The following is an 18339-nucleotide window of genomic DNA, read 5'->3' on the forward strand; positions in this document are numbered from 1 at the left end:
CGTCCTTTAATCGGCTTGCTTGTTCCATTCCAAGAAGAGAGACGCCCGCATGACATCGAAGAACGCCACGCCCTCCCGCTTTGCGCTCACCGCCCTTTCCGTGGGACTGGCCGCCCTGCTCGCCGCCTGCGCGAGCACACCGCCGCCGGGCGGGCGCAGCGTGACCATCGAGCGCACCACCTTCGGCATCGCGCACATCACGGCGCCGGACTACGAAGGACTGGCGTACGGCAGCGCCTACGCGCATGCACAAGACAACGTCTGCCAGACCGCCGAGCACCTGCTCACGCTGCGCGGCGAGCGCTCGCAGTTCCTGGGCGCGCAGAACACCGGCGACCTGGGCCTGGGCCGCGCGCCGAATGCGCAGATCGACCTGTTCATCCGCTATCACATGGACGACGCGGCCCTGGCGCGCGCAGGCGCCACCACCAGCCCCGACGTGCAGGCCGCGCTGCGCGGCTACGTGGCCGGCTACAACCGCTACCTGCAGGACGCCGGCGTCAACGGGCTGCCCGAACCCTGTCGCGGCAAGCCCTGGGTGCGGCCGATGACCCTGACCGACCTGTCGCGCGCCACCGAGATGTCGATGATCCAGGGCGGCCTGGGCGCGCTGGCCGGCGCAGTGCTGGCCGCAGTACCGCCCAGCCCCGGCACCAAGACGGGCGCCGCGCCGGTCGAACTGAAGGAAGCCGTCGCCGAAATCGGCCGCCACAGCTTCAACGCCAACCCCGAGGGCGGCGAACTCGGCTCCAACGGCTGGGCCTTCGGCCGCAACGCCACGCCCGATGGCCGCGGCCTGCTGCTGGGCAACCCGCACTTCCCGTGGACTGGCACCAACCGTTTCTGGGAAATGCACCTCACCATTCCCGGCAAGGTCGACGTGATGGGCGCCACCGGTGGCCTGAGCCCGGTGGTGGCCATCGGCTTCAACAAGGATGTGGCCTGGACGCATACCGTGTCGACCGGCAAGCGCTTCACGCTGTACGAGTTGAAGCTCGACCCCAACGACCCGACCGTATACCTGGTCGACGGCCAGCCGAAAAAGATGGTGGCGCGCACCGTGGTGCTGCCGGCCGCGGCAACGGGCGGTGGTGCCGCGCCGGCGCAGCACACCTTCTACTCGACCGACTGGGGCCCGGTGATCTCGCTGCCGCGCGCCGGCCTGGGCTGGACCGCGCAGAAGGCCTACGCCATCCGCGACGCCAACACGCTCAACGTGCGCTCGGCCGAGAGCTGGATGAAGATGGCCCAGGCCCGCAACGTGGCCGAGCTGCGCGCCGCCATGGGCAACCAGGGCATGCCGTGGATCAACACCATCGCGGCCGACCGCGACGGCAACGCCATGTACGCCGACCTGTCCGTGGTGCCCGACGTGTCGGCCGACATGCTCAAGGCCTGCGCGCCCTCGCCTGCCGCCGCCGCGCTGCTCAATGCGGCCGGGCTGCCAGTGCTCGACGGTTCGCGCAGCGCCTGCGCCTGGAACCGCGACAGCACGGCCGCCGCGCCCGGCATCATCGCGCCGGCCCGCATGCCGGTGGTCATCACGCCGGACTACGTTCAGAACAGCAACGACAGCTTCTGGCTCAGCAACCCCGAGACCGCGCCGATGGCGGGCGTCTCGCCGCTGGTCGGCCCCGTGGGCGTGCCGCAGCGGCTGCGCACGCGCAGCGCGATCATGGAAATCCGGGGCCGCCTGGCGGGCAACGACGGCCTGCCCGGCAACCGCATGGGCGCGGCCGAACTGCGCAGCGTGATCTTCCGCGACAAGAACCTTGCCGGCATGCTCGTGATGGACGACCTGCAGGCCGCCTGCCAGGCCAGCGCCAGCACCCTGAATGCCGACCAGGCCCTGGGCTGCCGCGTGCTGTCGGCCTGGGACCGCACCAGCAATGCCGATTCCAGGGGCGCGGCGCTGTTCCGCGAGTTCTGGCGCAAGACCAAGGACGTGCCGAAGGTCTGGCGCGTGCCCTTCGACCCCGCGCAACCCGTGGCAACGCCGGCCGACCTCGACATGGCCACGCCCGCCACGCGCGACGCCGTGTTCAAGGCGCTCGCAGAAGCGGTCGGCGTGGTCCGCACCGCCGGCTTCGCGGCCGACGTGCCGCTGGGCGTGCCGCAATCGCGCCTGGTGCGCGGCCAGAAGATCGCGCTGCACGGCGGCGACGAATTCGAGGGCGTACTCAACAAGCTGGAGTCGCAGGGCCAGTCGCTGATCGACCCGAAGGGCTACAACGTCAACTACGGCAGCAGCTACATGCAGGTCGTGACCTTCGACGCCAACGGCCCTGTGGCGCAAGGCCTGCTGACCTACGGCCAGAGCAGCGACCCGGCCTCGCCGCGCGCCTACGACCAGCTGCCGCTGTTCGCGGCCAAGCAGTGGCACCCGCTGCCGTTCCACCCCGCCGACGTGCGGGCACAGCGCGAGGGCACGCCGCTGCAGCTCGCGTACTGACATCATCTCGTTCATGCCGCAACAGACTTCCCCTTCCCACACCGCCGCGAGCGGGCTCGACGAGCTGATCCGCATCGCGGCGGCGCAGCCGCTCGCGCCGGCCTGCGACCACTTCTACTTCCTGCGCCACGGCCAGACCGGGCGCAACGCGCAGCGCATCTTCCAGGCGCCCGACGAGCCGCTGAGCGAGCTTGGCCTGCAGCAGGCGGCACGGGCCGCCGGGCTGCTGGCGGGCGAGCCGATCCGCACCATCGTCTGCAGCGATGCACGGCGCGCCTTCGACACCGCGAACACGGTGGCCGCCGCGCTGCGCCTGACGCCCTCGGCGCAAGAGGCGCTGCGCGAGCGCAATTTCGGCGCGCTGATCGGCACTTCGTCGGCCAACATCGACTGGGCTTGCGAGCCCGAGGGCGGCGAGACGCTCACGCAGTTCGTCGTGCGCAAGCGCGCCGCGCTCGACGCGGCCCTGCGCCAGCCCGCCCCGGTGCTGGTGGTGGCGCACGGCGGCACGCTATACGCCCTGGCCGCGCTGCTGGGCGTGCCGGTCGATTTCAAGCTCCTGGGCAATGCGCAGCCATTGCGTTTCGAACGCAGCGGCCCCACATGGACCGTGACGCCGCTGCTGCGGCATGCAGATACAAACGGCGAGGCGGCCCTGGCCTAGGCACCCCGCGAAGCGCCCGGAACCCGCTCAAGCCGTCCACTCAACGAACCGCCACACACCATGGAATTCAAGGACTACTACAGCGCTCTGGGCATCGACCGCACCGCGTCCGACGACGAGGTGCGCAAGGCCTACCGCAAGCTCGCCCGCAAATACCACCCCGATGTCAGCAAGGAGCCCGACGCCGAGAAGCGCATGCGCGACATCAACGAGGCCAAGGACGTACTGGGCGACAAAGAGAAGCGCGCCGCCTACGACGCGCTGGCCGAGCGCGTCGCGCGCGGCGGCAGCCCCGACGGCCATTTCCAGCCGCCACCGGGCTGGGACGAAGGCTTCGAGTTCCACCGCGGCCCCAACCAGGGCCCCGCGGACCACGCCGACTTCAGCGAGTTCTTCTCGTCGCTGTTCGGCGAGGCCGAGCGGCGCGGCGCCGCGCGCAAGAACTACAAGGCGCGCGGCGAAGACCACCACGCGGCCATCGAGATCGCCCTCGAAGACGCGCTCAAGGGCGCCGAGCGCGAGATCACGCTGCGCGCGCAGACGGTCGATGCACAGGGCCATCCCCAGTGGGAGAACCGCACGCTCAGCGTGAAGATCCCGCCGGGCATGCATCCGGGCCAGTTCATCCGCCTCGCGGGCCAAGGCATGCCCGGCCACGGCGGCGAGCCGCCGGGCGACCTGTATCTCGAAGTGCGCATCGCGCCGCACAAGCTCTATCGCGTGGAAGAGCGCGACCTGTACATGACCCTGCCCGTCACGCCCGCCGAGGCGGCGCTGGGCGCGCAAGTGCAGGTGCCGACGCCGACCGGCGGCGTGGTCGAGGTGACCGTGCCCCGCAATGCGCGCGGCGGCATGAAACTGCGGCTCAAGGGCCGGGGCCTCGCGGGCAAGACGCCCGGCGACCTGTACCTGCTGATCGAAATCGCGCTGCCGCCCGCCGACAGCGACGATGCCCGCAAGGCCTACGAGCAGCTGGCGCAAGCCACGGCATCGTTCAACCCACGCCAGCATCTGGGAGTCTGAGCATGGTGAATTTCACACTCACGACCGCCACCGCCATCAGCGCCTCGCAGCCGCTCGCGGCCAGCGACCTGGCGCACGCCGTGGGCGCCGACACCGCCTGGGTGGTGCAACTGGTCGAGGTCGGCATCCTTCGCATCGAAACGCCCGAGACACAGCCCGAGCGCTGGCAGTTCTCGAGCGCCGATCTGCAATACGCGCTAGAGGCGCGCCGCCTGGAGCGCGACTTTGGCGTGGGACTCGACGCGGCCGCGCTGATCCTCGACCTGCAGCATGAGGTGCGGCGGCTGAAGGCGATGCTGCACGCGCACAGGCTGGGCTAGGCAGGCCCTTCCTCGGTTTCCGGGCTCGTCCGGCCAGGCGAGCCGAGCGAGAATCCCGAGATGAGCCAACAGCCCCCAAAGATCCGATGCGCCTGGGCCCAGACCGACCCGCTTCTGGCCGCCTACCATGACGCCGAATGGGGCGTGCCCGAGCACGACAGCCGCGCGCTGTGGGAGAAGCTCATGCTCGACGGCTTCCAGGCCGGCTTGTCGTGGCTCACCATCCTGCGCAAACGCGATGCCTTCCGCAAAGCCTTCAAGGGCTTCGTGCCCGAGAAGATCGTCAAATTCACCGAGGCCGACGTCGAGCAGCTGATGCAGGACGCCGGCATCGTGCGCTCGCGCTCGAAGATCGAGGCCACCATCGGCAATGCGCGTGCCTATCTCGCCATGCAGGCGGCCGGCGAAGACTTCTCTGAATTCATCTGGGGCATGGCGGGCGGCAAACCCATCGTGAACCGCACCGGAAGCGTGCCTGTGAAGACGCCGCTGTCGGAAGAAATCTCCGCCGCACTGAAAAAGCGCGGCTTCAAGTTCGTCGGGCCGGTGATCGTCTACGCATGGATGCAGGCCACCGGCATCGTCGACGACCACGCGGCGGACTGTCACCGTCACGGCGCAAGGCACAAAGCCAGGCCCCAATGAAAAAACCGGACGCTGCTTTCGCAGGTCCGGTTCTTTCTTGGCTTGTGACTGAAGCGGCTTGCGCCGCCTTCATTCAATTACAGGCCGGCTTGACGCGTGAAGCTCAGGCTCTTCGCTTGAGCGGGGATCACGCTGCCAGCGAAGGTTTCGGGGCGCAGGTTCTGGCCCGGTGCGTGTGCAGCGGCAACAGCCTGGCTGCGGACGGTGGCGCGGTCGACCGAAGCGGCCAGGACGGGCGTTGCGGTCGATGCGGCGCCTTCGTTGTCGCCATAAGCGTTGCCGGCACGGGCGGCTGCCACGGCTTGGGGCGCCACGTCGGCGCGGCTGTAGCCGGAGGTCAGGGGCTGCACGCCTTCGTAGGTTTCTGCATGGGCGCCAGCGGCGGCGAGCAGGGACAGAGCGGCGGCGGCGAGGATGTTCGAGGTCTTCATTTCAATTTCCTTCTTCATTGGGCTTTTGAGTGCCTCCAGTGTGCACCACGATTCCTAGGGAAAACCCTATTCAATCGAATCGCAGTGTTCATGAAATTGAAACAATGACGAGGAACTTTCTGACTCCGCTAACGCAAGTGCCCTTTCATTCGCTCAAGACGAGCCGATTTTGCGTACCTTCTTCCTGCTTTGCCAAGCCGCACACATCCGCATGCACATCGCGTGCCAGCTCCTAGTCTTCCTTCATGCCCGTGGCCTTGACCACGCCGCCCAGCCGGGCGCGCTCTTCGTCGACGAACTTGGTGAAGCTCGCCCGCGTGCCGCCGATGGGCTCGATACCCATGCCCTTCAGGCGCTCGACCGTGGCCGGCGCCTTCATCGCGGCGTCGACGGCGGCTGCCATCTTGTCCAGGATCGCGTCGGGCGTGCCGCGCGGCGCGTGCACGCCGGCCCAGTGGGCGATGCGGATCTCGGGGAAGCCCTCTTCCGCCGCCGTCGGCAGGTCGGGATATGCCGAAATGCGCTGCGTCCACGTGCCGGCCAGCGCCTTCAGCTTGCCGCTCTTCACATAGGGCAGCACCACGATGCTGGCTTCCGAGGTGGCCTCGACCTGGCTGCCGAGCACCGCGGTGATCGACTCCGAGCCGCTCTTGTAGGGCACCACGTCGAGCTTGCTGCCGTACTTCGTCTCGAGAATTCCCTCGACGAAATGCGGCGTGCTGCCCGTGCCCGCGGTGGCCCAGTGGAAGCCGCCGCCGGACTTCTTGGAGGCAGCGACGAACTCCTTCAAATCCTTGTAGGGCGCATTGGCAGGCACCACGATGACCGAGGGCGCAAGCCCGATCATGGCAACCGGCACCAGCGCATCGTCCTTGTACGGCATGCTCTTCTTGATCATGCTGTTCGACACCACGCCGGCCGCGCTCACCAGGAAGGTGTAGCCATCGGGCGCACTCTTGGCGACCACGTCGGCCCCCAGGATCGCGCCCGCGCCGGGCTTGTTGTCGACGATGACCGGCTGGCCGAGCTGCTTCGACGCGCCCTCGGCCGCCGCACGGGCCATCAGGTCATTGGCGCCCCCCGCGGAAAAGGGAACGACCAGCCGGATCGGCTTGGTGGGCCACGCCTGGGCGGCGGCGCCCTGCGCGATCACCGATACGGCAAGCCCGATGGCCAATGAAGCAATGCGGATGGGAAACATGAGTGAGGTTCTCCTGTGTTGTTGTGAGGTATGAAGAAGAAGAAAAAGCCCGGCACGCCAGGCTACTCGGCCTTGATGCCCGCTTCGCGGATCACCTTGCCGTAGCGCACCAGCTCGGCACGGATGAGCGCGCCAAACTCCTCGGGCGTGCCGCCGGCCGCGCCCACGCCGGTGGGCTCGAGGCGCTCTTCGACGTCCTTGGCGCGCAGCATCGCGTTGAGTTCGGTGCTGAGCTTGGCGAGCACCGCCGGCGGCAGCCCCTTGGGCGCCACCAGCCCGTGCCAGGCCACCACGTCGTAGTCGGGCAAGCCGCTCTCCGCGACCGAAGGAATGTCGGGATAGGCCGGCAGCCGCTTCGCCGTGCTCACCGCCAGCGCGCGCAGCTTGCCCGCCTTCACGTGCTGCATCAGCGCCTCGGTGCCCGCGAAGAGCATGTCGACGTTGCCGGCCAGCAGGTCGTTCACCGCCGGGCCGGTGCCCTTGTAGGGTACGTGCGTGGCCTTGGCCTTGGCCATCTCGAACATGTACTCGGTCACCACATGCAGGTGGCCGCCGGCGCCGCTCGATGCGAAGGTGAGCTTGCCCGGATCCTTGCGCGCGAGCGCCAGCAGCTCCTGCAGGTTGCGCGCAGGCACGCGCGCGTTCACGCACAGCACGTACGCGCCGCGCGACAGTTGCACCACGGGGGTGATGTCTGCGACGGGATCGAAGTTGAGCTTGTAGAGCGCCGGATTCACCGTGTAGCTGCCAGCTATCAGCAGCAGCGTGTAGCCATCGGGCGCCGACTTCACGCCGATCTCGGTGCCCAGCACGCCGCCCGCGCCGGGCTTGTTGTCGACCAGCACCGACTGGCCGATGCGCTCGCCGAGCTTGCCGGCCGTCAGCCGCGCGATGAAGTCCGAGCCGCCGCCCGGTGCGAACGGACAGACGATGCGAATGGGCTTGGACGGAAACGCCGCAGCCTGCGCCCGAACGGTGCGGGAAAGCAGCCCGCCGGCGCCGGCGAGCACCAACGCGGGGGCCAATGCGGAGAAGCTGCGGCGGTCGATGTTCATGCTGGCGTTGTTCCCGAAATTGATGGCGCGGCTGCGCGATGCAGGCAACGGGCATTGCACGCCCTGGAACGGGTTTTGGCCCTCGGGATTTGTCCTAGCCGCCGCAGGGGATGGCCCGCGGCGAAGCTGTGCTCACGAGCGCGGCCAGCCGCGTATCAGCGTGCGCAGCGCCACCCCGCCGCTGCCCTTGACCTCGGCGCGGTAGGTGCCCACCAGCGCCTCGCGCTCGGCTGCCGCCTGCGGCTCGTTGCGCCAGGCCAGCAAGGCGGCCACGTCTTCGTCGGGCGATGCGGCCAGCAGCGCCTGCGTGATCTGCTTCTCGAACTCGCGCGCCACGATCATCAGGTTGCGCGGGCGCGTCGAGGTCACGCCGCGCGACCACAGCGTGTCCAGCGCCATGTCGAGCGTGCTGTCGGGCAAGGCGCTGAGCTGGCCGCCGTTGCCGCGCGCCAGTTGCTTGACCACCGCGCTCATCAGCAGCTGGCTCGAGAAATCGATTTCGCGCACATCGCCCACGGCCATGCGTTCGAGCAGTTCGGTGCGCACCGGGTCGGCCGGCTTGGCGCGTTCGCGGCTGAAGAACTCTGCCCTGCCGGCCTCGCTCATCGCGGCGTAGTCGGCGCGCAGCTTCGCGAAGCGGGCGACAGCGGCCAGCACCTGCGGACCTGGCGCGGCACCGCCGTTGCCGGCCGATGCCACTTCCTGCTGGATCGCGGCCAGGGAAGCCTTGGCGCTGAATGCGCGGCTGGCGGCGGCGTCGAGTGCCTTCAGTGCCTTGTCGGCGATGGCCTGGTCGTCGGGGTCCAGCAGTTCGCGTGCACCGCGTGCGACGGCGCCCGGCGCATACGAAGCCTGGTAGCGCGCCTGCACGCCCTCGAACTGCAGCAGCGCCTCCGCACGGCTTTGCGCCCAACCCATCAAGGGGGCCAGGAGCAACGCAAGCAACAGAAGGAAACGGGTGGGGGAAAGGCGGTTCGAAGAAAGCATGGCGCCATTATTGGCACGCCCGCATTTCCCCTCCCTGACCTGCTCAGAACAGGCTTGCGCCGATGTTGATGAGCAGCGCCAGCACCGTCGTGTTGAACAGGTACGCGAGGATGCAATGCACCGAGCCGATCCGCCGCAAGGGCTTCGACACGAAGGACACGTCCGCCGTCTGCCCCGAAGTGCCGATCACCGCCGAGAAGTAGAAGAAATCGCCATAGGTCGGCGCCTCGTCATCGGGAAACTGCAGCCCCGGCTTGCGCCCCTTGCTGACTGCCGCGTAGTAGTCGTGCGCATAGTGCAGCGTGAACATCATCTGCGTGAAGGCCCACGACGACATCACCGTGAGCCCGGCCAGCGCGATGTGCGCGATCTTCTCGAGGCCGTGCATATCCTTCACCACAGCCAGCTCGCCGCCGATGGCCGCGAGGCTCGCGATGGCCGACACCACCACCAGCACCAGGATGACGATCTGCCCCTCGTCCTGCAGCTGCGCGCGGTAGCGCATGTGCTGCGGCGATGACCGGATCATCATCGTCGCGGCCAAGGCCACGTAGAGGCATGCGCCGGTGTTCCACGCAATGAGCAGGCGCGTGACCAGATGAGCCTCGATGGCCGAGGGCAGCAGGATGCCGACCGCGATGGCAATGGCCGCGGCAATGAAGAGCCGTGGCCGCGCGACCAATTGGCGAAGAAGTGGGTGTCTTGGAGTTTTCATCTGTGGTTGTGCAAGGCGGCGTCGAGGATACGGCGCTCGCGCCGAACTGGCGAACCGCCCTACTCCAGGAAGAGATCGGAAATGACCGACCTCAACCACTTGTTGGCCGGGTCGTTCTGATATCTCTCATGCCAATGCTGCTTGATGGCAAAGCCCGGCAGCTTGAAGGGCGGGTTGAACACCTTCACGTCGGAGATTCGCACCAGGGTTTCGGCCACCCTGGCAGGCACGGTGATCATCAGGTCCGTCTGCGCCACCAGCGCACCGATCCCCAGAAAATTTGGCAGATGCAGGCTGACCTTGCGCTGAACGCCCAAACGGTCCAGTTCGCGATCGATCAGTTCGTACCCCGCGCCGGGCGAGGACACCACCACATGGTTCTCCCGCTTGAACATGCCCGGCGTCAGGCGTTCGTGTACACGAGGATGGTTCTTTCGCACGACGCATGCGAATCGCTGGTCGAACAGCTTCTGCTGATAGAAGCCGGCCTCGAGTTCAGGCATGAAGCCCACGGCCAGGTCCGCGTCGCCGGACTCCAGCATCCGCGGCGTCTGATCCGAGATGTGCGTGACCTCGACGTGAATCGAAGGCGCGACCTCGCTCAAGCGGTTCATGAGGTCCGGCAACAGCACGAGGTGGGTGATGCCGGTCATGCACACGCGAAAGCTGCGTTCGGACTTCGCCGCCTCGAAGACCGCCTGCTGCCGCGTGACGGTGCGCAGCAACTCCAGCGCTTGCCGGATCGGCGCGACCAATGCGGTGGCATGAGGTGTCGGCTGCATGCCTTCGGACGTACGCACGAAGAGCGGGTCGCCGAAATGCCGCCGCAAGCGAGCCAGGGCGATGCTGACGGAAGACTGCGGCATGCCGAGGTGATCGCCGGCGCGCGAGACGCTGCGGGTCTTGTAGACCTCGTCGAAGACGCTGAGCAACTTGAGATCCACTATTTAGATTCCTGCTTTGGACTATTGGCTTCATGCCATGGTCTAAATAGTGCCATGAACCTAGGATCGTTGCGAGACCGGCGACCGCTGGCTTACCTTGACCAAAGTCTGAATCCTCGACACATGAAGTTCAAACTGCTGATGGCTGCCTCGGCTCTTCTCCCCCTCGCCGCATTCGCGGATGCTCCCGGCGCTTCAGTTCAGGCCGACCCACCGGCCGTGAGGGCCTTCTATAAGGACCCTGAGCATTGCGCCTATATGGCGGGGCTGCCGGAGAACGAGGCGCCCGAGTTCATCGCACGCTTCGAAGCCGATGTTCTGGGCGCGGTGAATGCCCTGCGTGCCCGCAATGCGTCGATGGACCTGACTGCGGCCCTGTTTCATCTCAAGGCGGGCTGTGATCGGGTCTTGGCCGAGGCCGGATAGATCACCCGCGCACTGACGCACATCCTTCGACATGAGGAGTGCGAAGTGCGCTTCGTCGACCGATCGACCGTTCGGGTCAAATCAGGAAGCCCCGTCGTCCGGCGTCTTCCAAGAAGACGCCATCGTCCGCCGCGCCGTATTGAGTTCCGCCATCGAGATGTGCAGGTCCGCCATGGTCTGCACCAGCAGCTCCAGCAGCGCGGCGCGCTGCCGCAGGCGCACGGTCTCGGCGCGGCGCGCGCGCTGGGCCTGCCGCGCGGCGGCCTGGATGGCGCGGCCGGTCGGCGAATCGTGAAGGTCCGCCGCCGGACCGCCGGATGCTGCGCTCGCTGGCATCGCGCGGGTCACGCAGCGGCGGACACGCCCTGGGCACCACCAACCGCGCCGGCCACTTCACCGACTTCGGCATTCGCCGCGTCGCCGCGCGTCTCGGCGGCGGGGCCGTAGTTGCGCAGGTGCAGGAAGAACTCGCCCATCATCTGCATCCACAGGCGCACGGCAAAAGTGAGGTATGCAGGGCTCACGCCGCCGGCCACGACCACGTCCATCTCCAGCACGACGAAGTCGCCGTGCTGCGCCACGCGCGCGAAGCGCTTGGTGCGGTGCCACGAGGCAAGCACAGCCTCCGGCAGCGTGCCGCCCTGCACATGCAGCGGGCAGCTCAGGGTGAAGTCGGTGTACTGGGTGGTGGTGACGGGGTTGCCCCACAGCACCTGGAAGCCGATGCCGTGGCTGGCGCTGTGCAGGCGTACCACGCCGTCCTGTTCGATGGTGGTCACGGCGCCGCCGGCGGCCTTGATCGCGTCCGACACCTGCTCGGGCGTGACGGCGTCCAGCAGGTCATTGAGGGGAGCGGCTGCAACTGCAGCGGCTTCAGCGGTATTGCTTGTGGTTGTGTTGTTCATGGTGACCCTGTGGATGATGGTGATGGGTTAGTTGGTTTTTCTGATCGCGGCGTCCAGCGCCGCTGCATCGATGCTCAGGTTGGTGGCCGGCGCCACTTGCGCGAGATAGGCCTGCACCAGCTGCTGCTGCCGCTGCTGGCGCAGCGCGGCCTGCAGCTGCGGCTTCATCTCATCGAGCGTGGCGGTGCGTGCCGGCGTGATGTCGAGCAGCTTCACCACATGGAAGCCGGCTTCGGCCTGCACGGGCTCGCTGACCTGCCCCGGCTTGAGCCTGGCGACGGTGTCGCGCAGCTCCGGAAGAATGCGCGCGAGCGGCAGCGTGTCGACCTCGCCGCCGCGCTCGGCGCTGCGCCTGTCCTGCGAACTGGCGCGGGCCACGGCCGCGAAGTCGCCAGTGCGGGCCTGGCGCGCGAGCTTCGTGGCCTCTTCGCGCACCTTGGCCACGGCGGCCGCGTCGCGGTCTGGCGTTGCCAGGTAGATCTGCGCAACATGGTAGGCAGCCGGCAGGTTGTAGTTGGCCTTGCCCTGCTCGTAGGCGGTCTTCACCTCGGCGTCGGACGGGTAGCCCGCGGGCACCTGGCTCACCGACTCGAGGTAGCTGGTGCTCACGATGCGCGAAGTGACTTCGCGCGTGGCGGCATCGACCTTGGCCTTGACGTCGGCACGTTCGGCCCAGCCCTTGGCGCGCGCGTCGCGCAGCACGGCTTCGCTCAGCAGGCGCTGGCGCAGCCAGTTGTCGAGCACGGCGCGGTCGGCCTTGATGGCGGTGCGCTCGGCTTCTGGCAGCGACTGCAGCAGCCGCTCGATCTCGTCCTGCGCCACCGTGGCTTCGCCCAGGCGGGCGACCACCGCGTTGCCGGCGGCCGGCGCCTGCGCGCCAGCCATGCCGGCGGCCGACATCAGCAGCACCAGCGCGGCGGAAGAAGGCTTGAAGCGCCTCATTGCTTGTCTCCCGATGCGGGTGCGGCGGCAGCAGGTGCGGCGGCGGGTGCGGGTGCATTCACCGCGCGCACGTCGAACTTGCCTTCGTACAGCTTGTCGCCGTACTGCTGCGCGATCTGCTCGAACTTGACGCGGCTCTGCGCGGCAAAGGGCTGGCGCGAAGCCAGCACGCTGCCCAGGTCGACGGTCTCGTAGGCCTTCAGGATCTCCTGCCCCACCGCATAGAGCTGCGCGTTCTTGGCCTCGCACTGCGCGATGGCGGTGCGGTGCGTCGCGGCTTCGGTGGCCAGGCGCTGGCGCTCGGCCTCGGAGGCGCGCGCCATTTTCAGCAGGTCGTCGTAGGCGCCGCGGTACTGCGCGATCTGCGCGGTGGCCTTCTCGCTCGTGGCCTGCGCCTGCTGGCGCAGTTGCTGGCTGCCGGCGCCGGCCTGCTCGCGCGCGCGGCGCTCCGCCGCCAGTTGCGACTGGCTCTGCGCCAGTTCTTTCTTGAGCGCTTCGACTTCGGAAGAACCCGCCGCCGCGCCACCCGGCCTGGCCGGCGCCGCCGCGGGCTGCCCCGCCTTCAGCGCGGCCAGTTCGTTCTGCGCCTGCTGCAGCTGGGTGGTGGTGGCGCGCAGTTGCGCGCGCAGCCGCTCTTCCATGCTCTGGCCGCCCGGGGCCTGCTGTGCGTGGGTCACGCCGGCCGTGGCGGCCAGGGTCGCCAGCAGCAGCGCCGGGAAGATTTTTCTGGACACGGATGGCTCCTTAGAAACGCGCATTGAATTCGAGCTGCAGGGTGTCGATCGACTGCGGCGGTCCATAGACTTCCTTGGTCGAGATCCAGCGGCCGGTGAACCACATGTTCTTGTCGATCGCGTAAGAGCCGCCCAGGAAGTAGCCGCGCGCATTGGTGCCGCCGCCGTGGAAGGTCGAGTCGTTGTAGCCGTCGGGCATCGCATCGGGCTCGATGCGCTTGTAGCCCGCCAGCACGTTCCAGTCGCCGCGCGCGGTCGGTGCCGGCTTGCCGTAGGTGGCCTGCAGCATGTAGGCATTGCCGCCGCTCTTGAAGTCGGCCTGCGTGGTGCCGCCGGTGGCGCCGAAGTTGTTGACGATGGCGCCGCGAATGCCCGCGCGGTTCCAGATGTCGCGCGCGTCGTAGGCCGTGTTCTTCACGAAGTTGGCGTCCAGGCGCAGGTTGTTGCCCGCCACCGCGGTGTCCCAGCGCAGGTTCAGGTCGATAAGGCGGAACTTCGATGCCAGGCCCACGTACTGCGGCTGCGGCGTGCCGGCCGGGTTGAGCGGGTCGAGCGAGATGTCGCGCAGCAGCATGAGCGTGTTGCCCTTCTGCATGAAGGCCGGGCGCGACCAGTCGGTGCTGCAGCCGTCGGCGCCGGCATACAGCGCGCAAGGCTGCGAGACCTGGCCGCTGATGTTGCGGAAGTTGTAGTACGCCAGCGCGCCGCGCACGCGGTTTTCTTCGTCGAGCTTCCACTCGGCACCGGCCTGCGCGCCGAAGAGCCACTTGTTCTCGCTCTTCATCTTGGTCTGGCTGCGGCTCGGTGAGTTGTCCGACGAGTACTCCAGCGGAATCAGCCCCAGCGTGCCGAACAGCGTGAGGTCGCGGTTGGCCGCGAGCTTCTTCTCGAACTGGGCGGCAATGCCGTCGAAGTTCAGGTCGCTGGAATACAGCAGGTCGGTCGACATGAACGGGTTGCCGAAGCGGCCCGCCGTCACGGTGAGCCAGTCGACCGGCTTGTGCGAGATCCACATCTGGTCGAGCCACACGCTCTTCTTGCTCAGGCCGCCGCCCAGCGTCTGGGTGGTCGAGACCGGGCTCTCGTCGCTGCCCGAGGCCAGGCGCACGCCGGCCTTGGTGTTCTCGCTGAGGTCGGCGTACACGCCCAGGCGGGCACGCGCGCGGAACAGGTTGCGGCGGTCTTGCCGGGTGTTCAGGATCGACGGCAGCGCCAGGTTGGTGTTGGGGTTGACGTCGTAGCCCGTGCCCTTGTTGAGCTCGGCCCAGTTGATCTCGATGTTGCTGTTGTTGCCCGCGTAGCCGCGCGACTCGTTGCGCACGCGCACGTCGCCTTCCACGCGGATGCGCTTGCTCCACTCGGGCGTTTCGTTGGGTGCGGCCCAGCCTTCGTCCTTGGCCTGCGCCATGACCTGCGCCTTGACCTCGTCGCGGATCTGGTCGCGCACGGTCTGCGAGATGTAGGGCACGCGCACGTCGCCGGGCTCCAGCCGCACGCCGCCGGCGTTGCTGGCCGACGCGGCGGTGGTGGCGGCCGACATGCGCTGCGCCTGCTGCGCGGCCAGCGCCTCGGTCTGCGCCTGGGCCAGCAGGGCCTCGCCCACGTCCTTGGCGAGCGTGCCGCTCTGGATCAGGCCGCGGATCAGCTTGACCATGGCCGACTCGCCGGGTGCCGCGGCGGTTTGTGCGGAGGCATTGCCGGCCGCGAAGACGAACGCGGAGGCCACGGCCGCCGCGAGCGCGCATTTGCGCAGGGTCGGCATGGCGCCCCGGCTCGAAATGTTCTTGAGATGGTTCATCGCTTCGTTCACAGGATTGAATGGATCAGGCATGGCTTGCGGGGCGGCGGCGGCGTGGTGGCGGTGCTGGTTCATGGCCGGCGCCCCTTCATGGAAACGCGCATCGGAAAGCGCAGCGAGGCCGGCGGCTTCTCGTCGATGCGATCAAGGCCGCGCAACATGGCCAGCACCGCTTCGTCGCTGTCGGGCGTGCCGGTGCTGCGCACCAGTTGCACGCGCGTGGTCTTGCCGTCGGCGCCGAGCCAGATGTCGACCTGGATGTCGTCGAACACCAGCTGCCGCGTGCGCGGATCGCGCGACAGCGCCTGCTGCAGCACGCTCGACACATAGCGCGCATAAGAGCCGCTGCCCAGGCCGCCGCCGGCACCGGTGCCGCTCATGCCGCCGCCGCTGCCGGCCTGGATGCCGAATGCGTCGTTGCCGGCCTGTCCGGCGCTGTCCATGGTCACGGGGTCGCCGAGGTCTTTCGACGGGCTGGGCGGCGCGTCGTCCTTGGGCGGCTCCAGCGGCTCGACCGGCTTGGGCTCTTTCTCGACCACTTCGGGCTTGATCTTTTCCGGCTCGGGCTCGGGCAGCTTCTCGGGCTCGGGTGGCGGCGGCGGCGGGGGTGGCAGCATCAGCATCGGCGCGTCGGCCACCACGCGCTTGGTGCTCGCGGTGTCCGACAGCAGGTGCCATACCAGGGCCACCAGCGCGGCGACGATCGCCAGGCCGATGGCCACCCCGCCCCAGCGGCGCCAAAGCCCTGCACCACCCGCCTTGACGCCCGCGCCATGCGCGCAAGCAGGAGAACTCGGGTCGCGAGGTTTCACTCTCCGTTCCTCACTTCTGCTTGCCGGTCACGAGGCCGATCTGGTTCAGCTCGATGCGGCGCAGCAGGTCCAGCACGTCCACGACCTTCGCGTACTGCACGCTGGCATCGCCGCGCACGATCACGGGGAAGTCGGGCGACAGGGCCTTCTCGGTGCGCAGGCGCTCCTCGAGCTCCGGCAGCGTGACCGGGTAGGCGTCGAGGAACACGTTGCCCGCGTTGTCGATGGTGATGGCCTTGGTCTTGGGCTTCTCGAGCGCCACCGAGGCGCTGGCCTTCGGCAGGTCGACCTTGATGCCCGGGATGCTGGCGTTGCTGGTGAGGATGAAGATCACCAGCACCACCAGCAGCACGTCGACGAAGGGCGTGATGTTGATGCCGCCCGCGCGCTTGCGGGTGCCGAACTTGGCTGCGGTGTTTGCCATGGTGCCCGTCCTCAGGCGCGACGTGCGACGGCCTGCGGCACCGAGCGGCCTTCGCCCTGCTCTTCCGCCAGGCGCGTGACGAACTCGTCGACGAACACCGCCATGTCGGCGCCGATGGCGTCCGAGCGCGAGGCCAGCCAGTTGTAGCCGAACAGCGCGGGAATCGCGACGCCCAGGCCGGCAGCGGTACACAGCAGCGCGGCCGCCATGCCGGGTGCCACCGAGTTGATGTCCACCGCGCCGGCCATGGCCGCCACGACGAACACCAGCATGATCCCGATCACGGTGCCGAACAGGCCGACGTAGGGCGCGCCTTCGATGGTGGTCGAGAGCCAGTTCATGCGCTTGGACATGCGCTCGGTCTCGCGAACCATCACGCCGTCCATGGCCGCGCGAATGGCGCCGATGGTGGCGGTGGACACGGAGTTCAGGTCGTAGCCGCGGTCGTGGCGGCGGCGCATCTCGTCGATGGCCACTTCGTACAGGCGCCACAGCGACGAATCGGCACGCACCTCCTGCGGCACGGTGTTGTTGATGGCCAGGCGGTCCAGCGGCGCGCCGGCGGCTTCGCGGAAGTGCTCGATGAAGGCGGCGTTGGCGCGCGAGGTGGCGCCATAGCTGCGGCCCTTGCCGATCATGATGGCCCACGACAGCGCCATCATCAGGCCCAGCAGGCCCACCACGACCCATGCGTCCAGCGGCATCGCGGCCAGGATGAAGCCGAAGTGGCTCTTGCCGGCCTGCTGCTCGTCGGCACCGAACACGGTCAGGCGCGACTCGGCGCCTTGCGAGACGGCGTCAGCCAGAAGCAGTGCGTCGGCGCGGGCGACCTTGGACACGCGCACTTCGTCGATCGCGCCGGTGAACGGGGCGAAGGCGGCGGCAGCCTGTGCATTGGCGGCGGCGGGCGCGGTGGGCGCCACGTCGGCACCGAGCGCGGCGGCGCTGTTCAGCGCGGGCAGCTTGGCGGCCAGCGACACGGTGGGGCGGCCGCCGACGTAGAGCGCCACGCTCTCGCCTTCGGCCTTCACTGCAATGTGCGACCACTGGCCGGCCTGGATCGGCTGGCCCGGCGTGCTGCGCTGGCCGTTGACCTGCACGAAGGGCACGCCCTGGTCGATGCCGATCACCAGTTCACCGGCGCCGTCGCGGCGGGCATAGACGGCCTGGCGCGCGCCGAGCTGGTCGGGCTTGACCCATGCGGAGAAGGTGAGCGCGCCGCCGGCCTGCACGGCGAGCGACGGCGTGGCCGGCAACATCAGCGCGCCGTTGCCCAGCTGCGCGCCCTTGCCGATGACGGTGCCTTCGACCGGCACGACGGCGGTCTGGCCGTTGTTGGCATAGGCGGTGGTGTCGCGCGGGGGCACGGCGCCTTCGGCGAAGTGGTAGACCAGCGTGTAGTCGGGGTCGAAGGTGCGCTGGCCGTTGCCGGAGGCCGGGGCCTTGGGGTTGCCGTAGTACATCCACAGCTTCTGCGGCGTGCCGGCCGAGACGTTGGGCACGTCCACCCAGATCAGCGCCATGCCCAGCAGCGGATCGAACTGCTCGATCTGGTGGTTCAGCACGGTCTTGTCGTCGGCCGCGACGAAGCGCAGGTCGGCGCCGGTCTCGCTCACGCCTTCGAACTTGAAGTTGCCGGTGTGCAGGCGCACCAGCACGGGCACGCGCCCGGCATCGCTGCCGATGGCGCCGGCCTGCGGGCCGCCGTCGATGGTGACGGGTTTGCGGTAGGACCACTCGGCTTGCCACCAGGCGTGGGCCAGGCCCGGCAAGAGCGTGCTCAGCAGCGTGAGCACGATGAAAAGTATGCGTCGCATGACAGGGGTCTCCGAAAAGCTCGTAGAGAGAAAAATTGAAAGAA

20 protein-coding genes are annotated in these 18339 nt (G+C 68.4%); 6 read left to right on the forward strand and 14 right to left on the reverse strand.

Annotated features, from left to right (window positions below; genetic code table 11):
- The first annotated feature begins 49 nt into the window (after nt 1-49).
- From ACWV14_RS20625 to ACWV14_RS20645, 5 genes are read left to right on the forward strand one after another with little or no spacing between them, the layout of a single operon-like run.
- Nucleotides 50-2452, forward strand: coding sequence for a penicillin acylase family protein (locus ACWV14_RS20625; RefSeq protein ID WP_454903413.1), 2403 nt, complete (start codon nt 50-52; stop codon nt 2450-2452).
- Between the two features lie 13 nt (nt 2453-2465).
- Entirely contained in the window at nt 2466-3116 is a 651-nt protein-coding gene (locus ACWV14_RS20630) for a histidine phosphatase family protein (RefSeq protein ID WP_454903415.1), read from the forward strand.
- Nucleotides 3117-3176: 60 nt separating this feature from the next.
- Nucleotides 3177-4139 (forward strand): DnaJ C-terminal domain-containing protein, encoded by a 963-nt coding sequence (locus ACWV14_RS20635; protein WP_454903416.1) that lies wholly within the window; start codon nt 3177-3179, stop codon nt 4137-4139.
- A 2-nt stretch (nt 4140-4141) separates the two neighbouring features.
- Nucleotides 4142-4459, forward strand: a complete 318-nt coding sequence (locus tag ACWV14_RS20640; protein ID WP_454903418.1) for a chaperone modulator CbpM — start codon at nt 4142-4144, stop codon at nt 4457-4459.
- Between the two features lie 60 nt (nt 4460-4519).
- Nucleotides 4520-5104, forward strand: coding sequence for a DNA-3-methyladenine glycosylase I (locus tag ACWV14_RS20645; protein ID WP_454903420.1), 585 nt, complete (start codon nt 4520-4522; stop codon nt 5102-5104).
- Between the two features lie 77 nt (nt 5105-5181).
- Here the strand turns inward: ACWV14_RS20645 and ACWV14_RS20650 are convergent, their stop codons facing one another.
- From ACWV14_RS20650 to ACWV14_RS20675, 6 genes are all read right to left on the reverse strand, one after another.
- A complete protein-coding gene (locus ACWV14_RS20650) occupies nt 5182-5535 on the reverse strand; it encodes an alpha/beta hydrolase (protein WP_081266769.1) in 354 nt (117 codons plus the stop codon).
- A gap of 232 nt (nt 5536-5767) precedes the next feature.
- Nucleotides 5768-6736, reverse strand: a complete 969-nt coding sequence (locus ACWV14_RS20655) for a Bug family tripartite tricarboxylate transporter substrate binding protein (RefSeq protein ID WP_454903422.1) — start codon at nt 6734-6736, stop codon at nt 5768-5770.
- A 62-nt stretch (nt 6737-6798) separates the two neighbouring features.
- On the reverse strand, nt 6799-7791 hold the full coding sequence (locus ACWV14_RS20660; protein ID WP_454903424.1) for a Bug family tripartite tricarboxylate transporter substrate binding protein: 993 nt from the start codon (nt 7789-7791) through the stop codon (nt 6799-6801).
- A 132-nt stretch (nt 7792-7923) separates the two neighbouring features.
- Nucleotides 7924-8778, reverse strand: coding sequence for a hypothetical protein (locus ACWV14_RS20665; protein ID WP_454903426.1), 855 nt, complete (start codon nt 8776-8778; stop codon nt 7924-7926).
- Nucleotides 8779-8821: 43 nt separating this feature from the next.
- Nucleotides 8822-9460 carry a DUF1345 domain-containing protein gene (locus tag ACWV14_RS20670; protein WP_454912785.1) on the reverse strand — a complete coding sequence of 213 codons (639 nt, stop codon included), beginning with the start codon at nt 9458-9460 and terminating at the stop codon, nt 8822-8824.
- A 92-nt stretch (nt 9461-9552) separates the two neighbouring features.
- A complete protein-coding gene (locus ACWV14_RS20675) occupies nt 9553-10437 on the reverse strand; it encodes a LysR family transcriptional regulator (RefSeq protein ID WP_454903428.1) in 885 nt (294 codons plus the stop codon).
- Between the two features lie 123 nt (nt 10438-10560).
- Between ACWV14_RS20675 and ACWV14_RS20680 the strand changes: the two genes are divergently transcribed.
- On the forward strand, nt 10561-10863 hold the full coding sequence (locus ACWV14_RS20680) for a hypothetical protein (RefSeq protein ID WP_454903430.1): 303 nt from the start codon (nt 10561-10563) through the stop codon (nt 10861-10863).
- An 81-nt stretch (nt 10864-10944) separates the two neighbouring features.
- Here ACWV14_RS20680 and ACWV14_RS20685 read toward each other — a convergent pair whose 3' ends face one another.
- Genes ACWV14_RS20685 through ACWV14_RS20720 form a run of 8 tightly spaced genes read right to left on the reverse strand, consistent with a single transcriptional unit; the run spans nt 10945 to nt 18295 of the window.
- On the reverse strand, nt 10945-11199 hold the full coding sequence (locus ACWV14_RS20685; RefSeq protein ID WP_454903431.1) for a hypothetical protein: 255 nt from the start codon (nt 11197-11199) through the stop codon (nt 10945-10947).
- A gap of 8 nt (nt 11200-11207) precedes the next feature.
- Nucleotides 11208-11768 (reverse strand): YbjN domain-containing protein, encoded by a 561-nt coding sequence (locus tag ACWV14_RS20690; RefSeq protein WP_454903433.1) that lies wholly within the window; start codon nt 11766-11768, stop codon nt 11208-11210.
- A 27-nt stretch (nt 11769-11795) separates the two neighbouring features.
- The gene (locus tag ACWV14_RS20695) at nt 11796-12710 is read right to left on the reverse strand and encodes a peptidylprolyl isomerase (RefSeq protein WP_454903435.1); all 915 of its coding nucleotides are present in this window, start codon (nt 12708-12710) and stop codon (nt 11796-11798) included.
- Nucleotides 12707-13444 (reverse strand): hypothetical protein, encoded by a 738-nt coding sequence (locus ACWV14_RS20700; protein ID WP_454903437.1) that lies wholly within the window; start codon nt 13442-13444, stop codon nt 12707-12709. Before ACWV14_RS20700 ends, ACWV14_RS20695 begins: the two co-directional genes overlap by 4 nt.
- A gap of 10 nt (nt 13445-13454) precedes the next feature.
- Nucleotides 13455-15317, reverse strand: a complete 1863-nt coding sequence (locus ACWV14_RS20705) for a putative porin (protein WP_454903439.1) — start codon at nt 15315-15317, stop codon at nt 13455-13457.
- A complete protein-coding gene (locus ACWV14_RS20710) occupies nt 15314-16054 on the reverse strand; it encodes an energy transducer TonB family protein (protein ID WP_454903441.1) in 741 nt (246 codons plus the stop codon). Before ACWV14_RS20710 ends, ACWV14_RS20705 begins: the two co-directional genes overlap by 4 nt.
- Nucleotides 16055-16064: 10 nt before the next feature.
- Nucleotides 16065-16478: an ExbD/TolR family protein gene (locus ACWV14_RS20715; protein WP_258352369.1), complete on the reverse strand. Its 414-nt coding sequence runs from the start codon at nt 16476-16478 to the stop codon at nt 16065-16067.
- A gap of 11 nt (nt 16479-16489) precedes the next feature.
- The gene (locus ACWV14_RS20720; RefSeq protein ID WP_454903442.1) at nt 16490-18295 is read right to left on the reverse strand and encodes a DUF2341 domain-containing protein; all 1806 of its coding nucleotides are present in this window, start codon (nt 18293-18295) and stop codon (nt 16490-16492) included.
- Between the last annotated feature and the right edge of the window lie 44 nt (nt 18296-18339).

This window comes from Variovorax durovernensis (genome assembly GCF_977011995.1).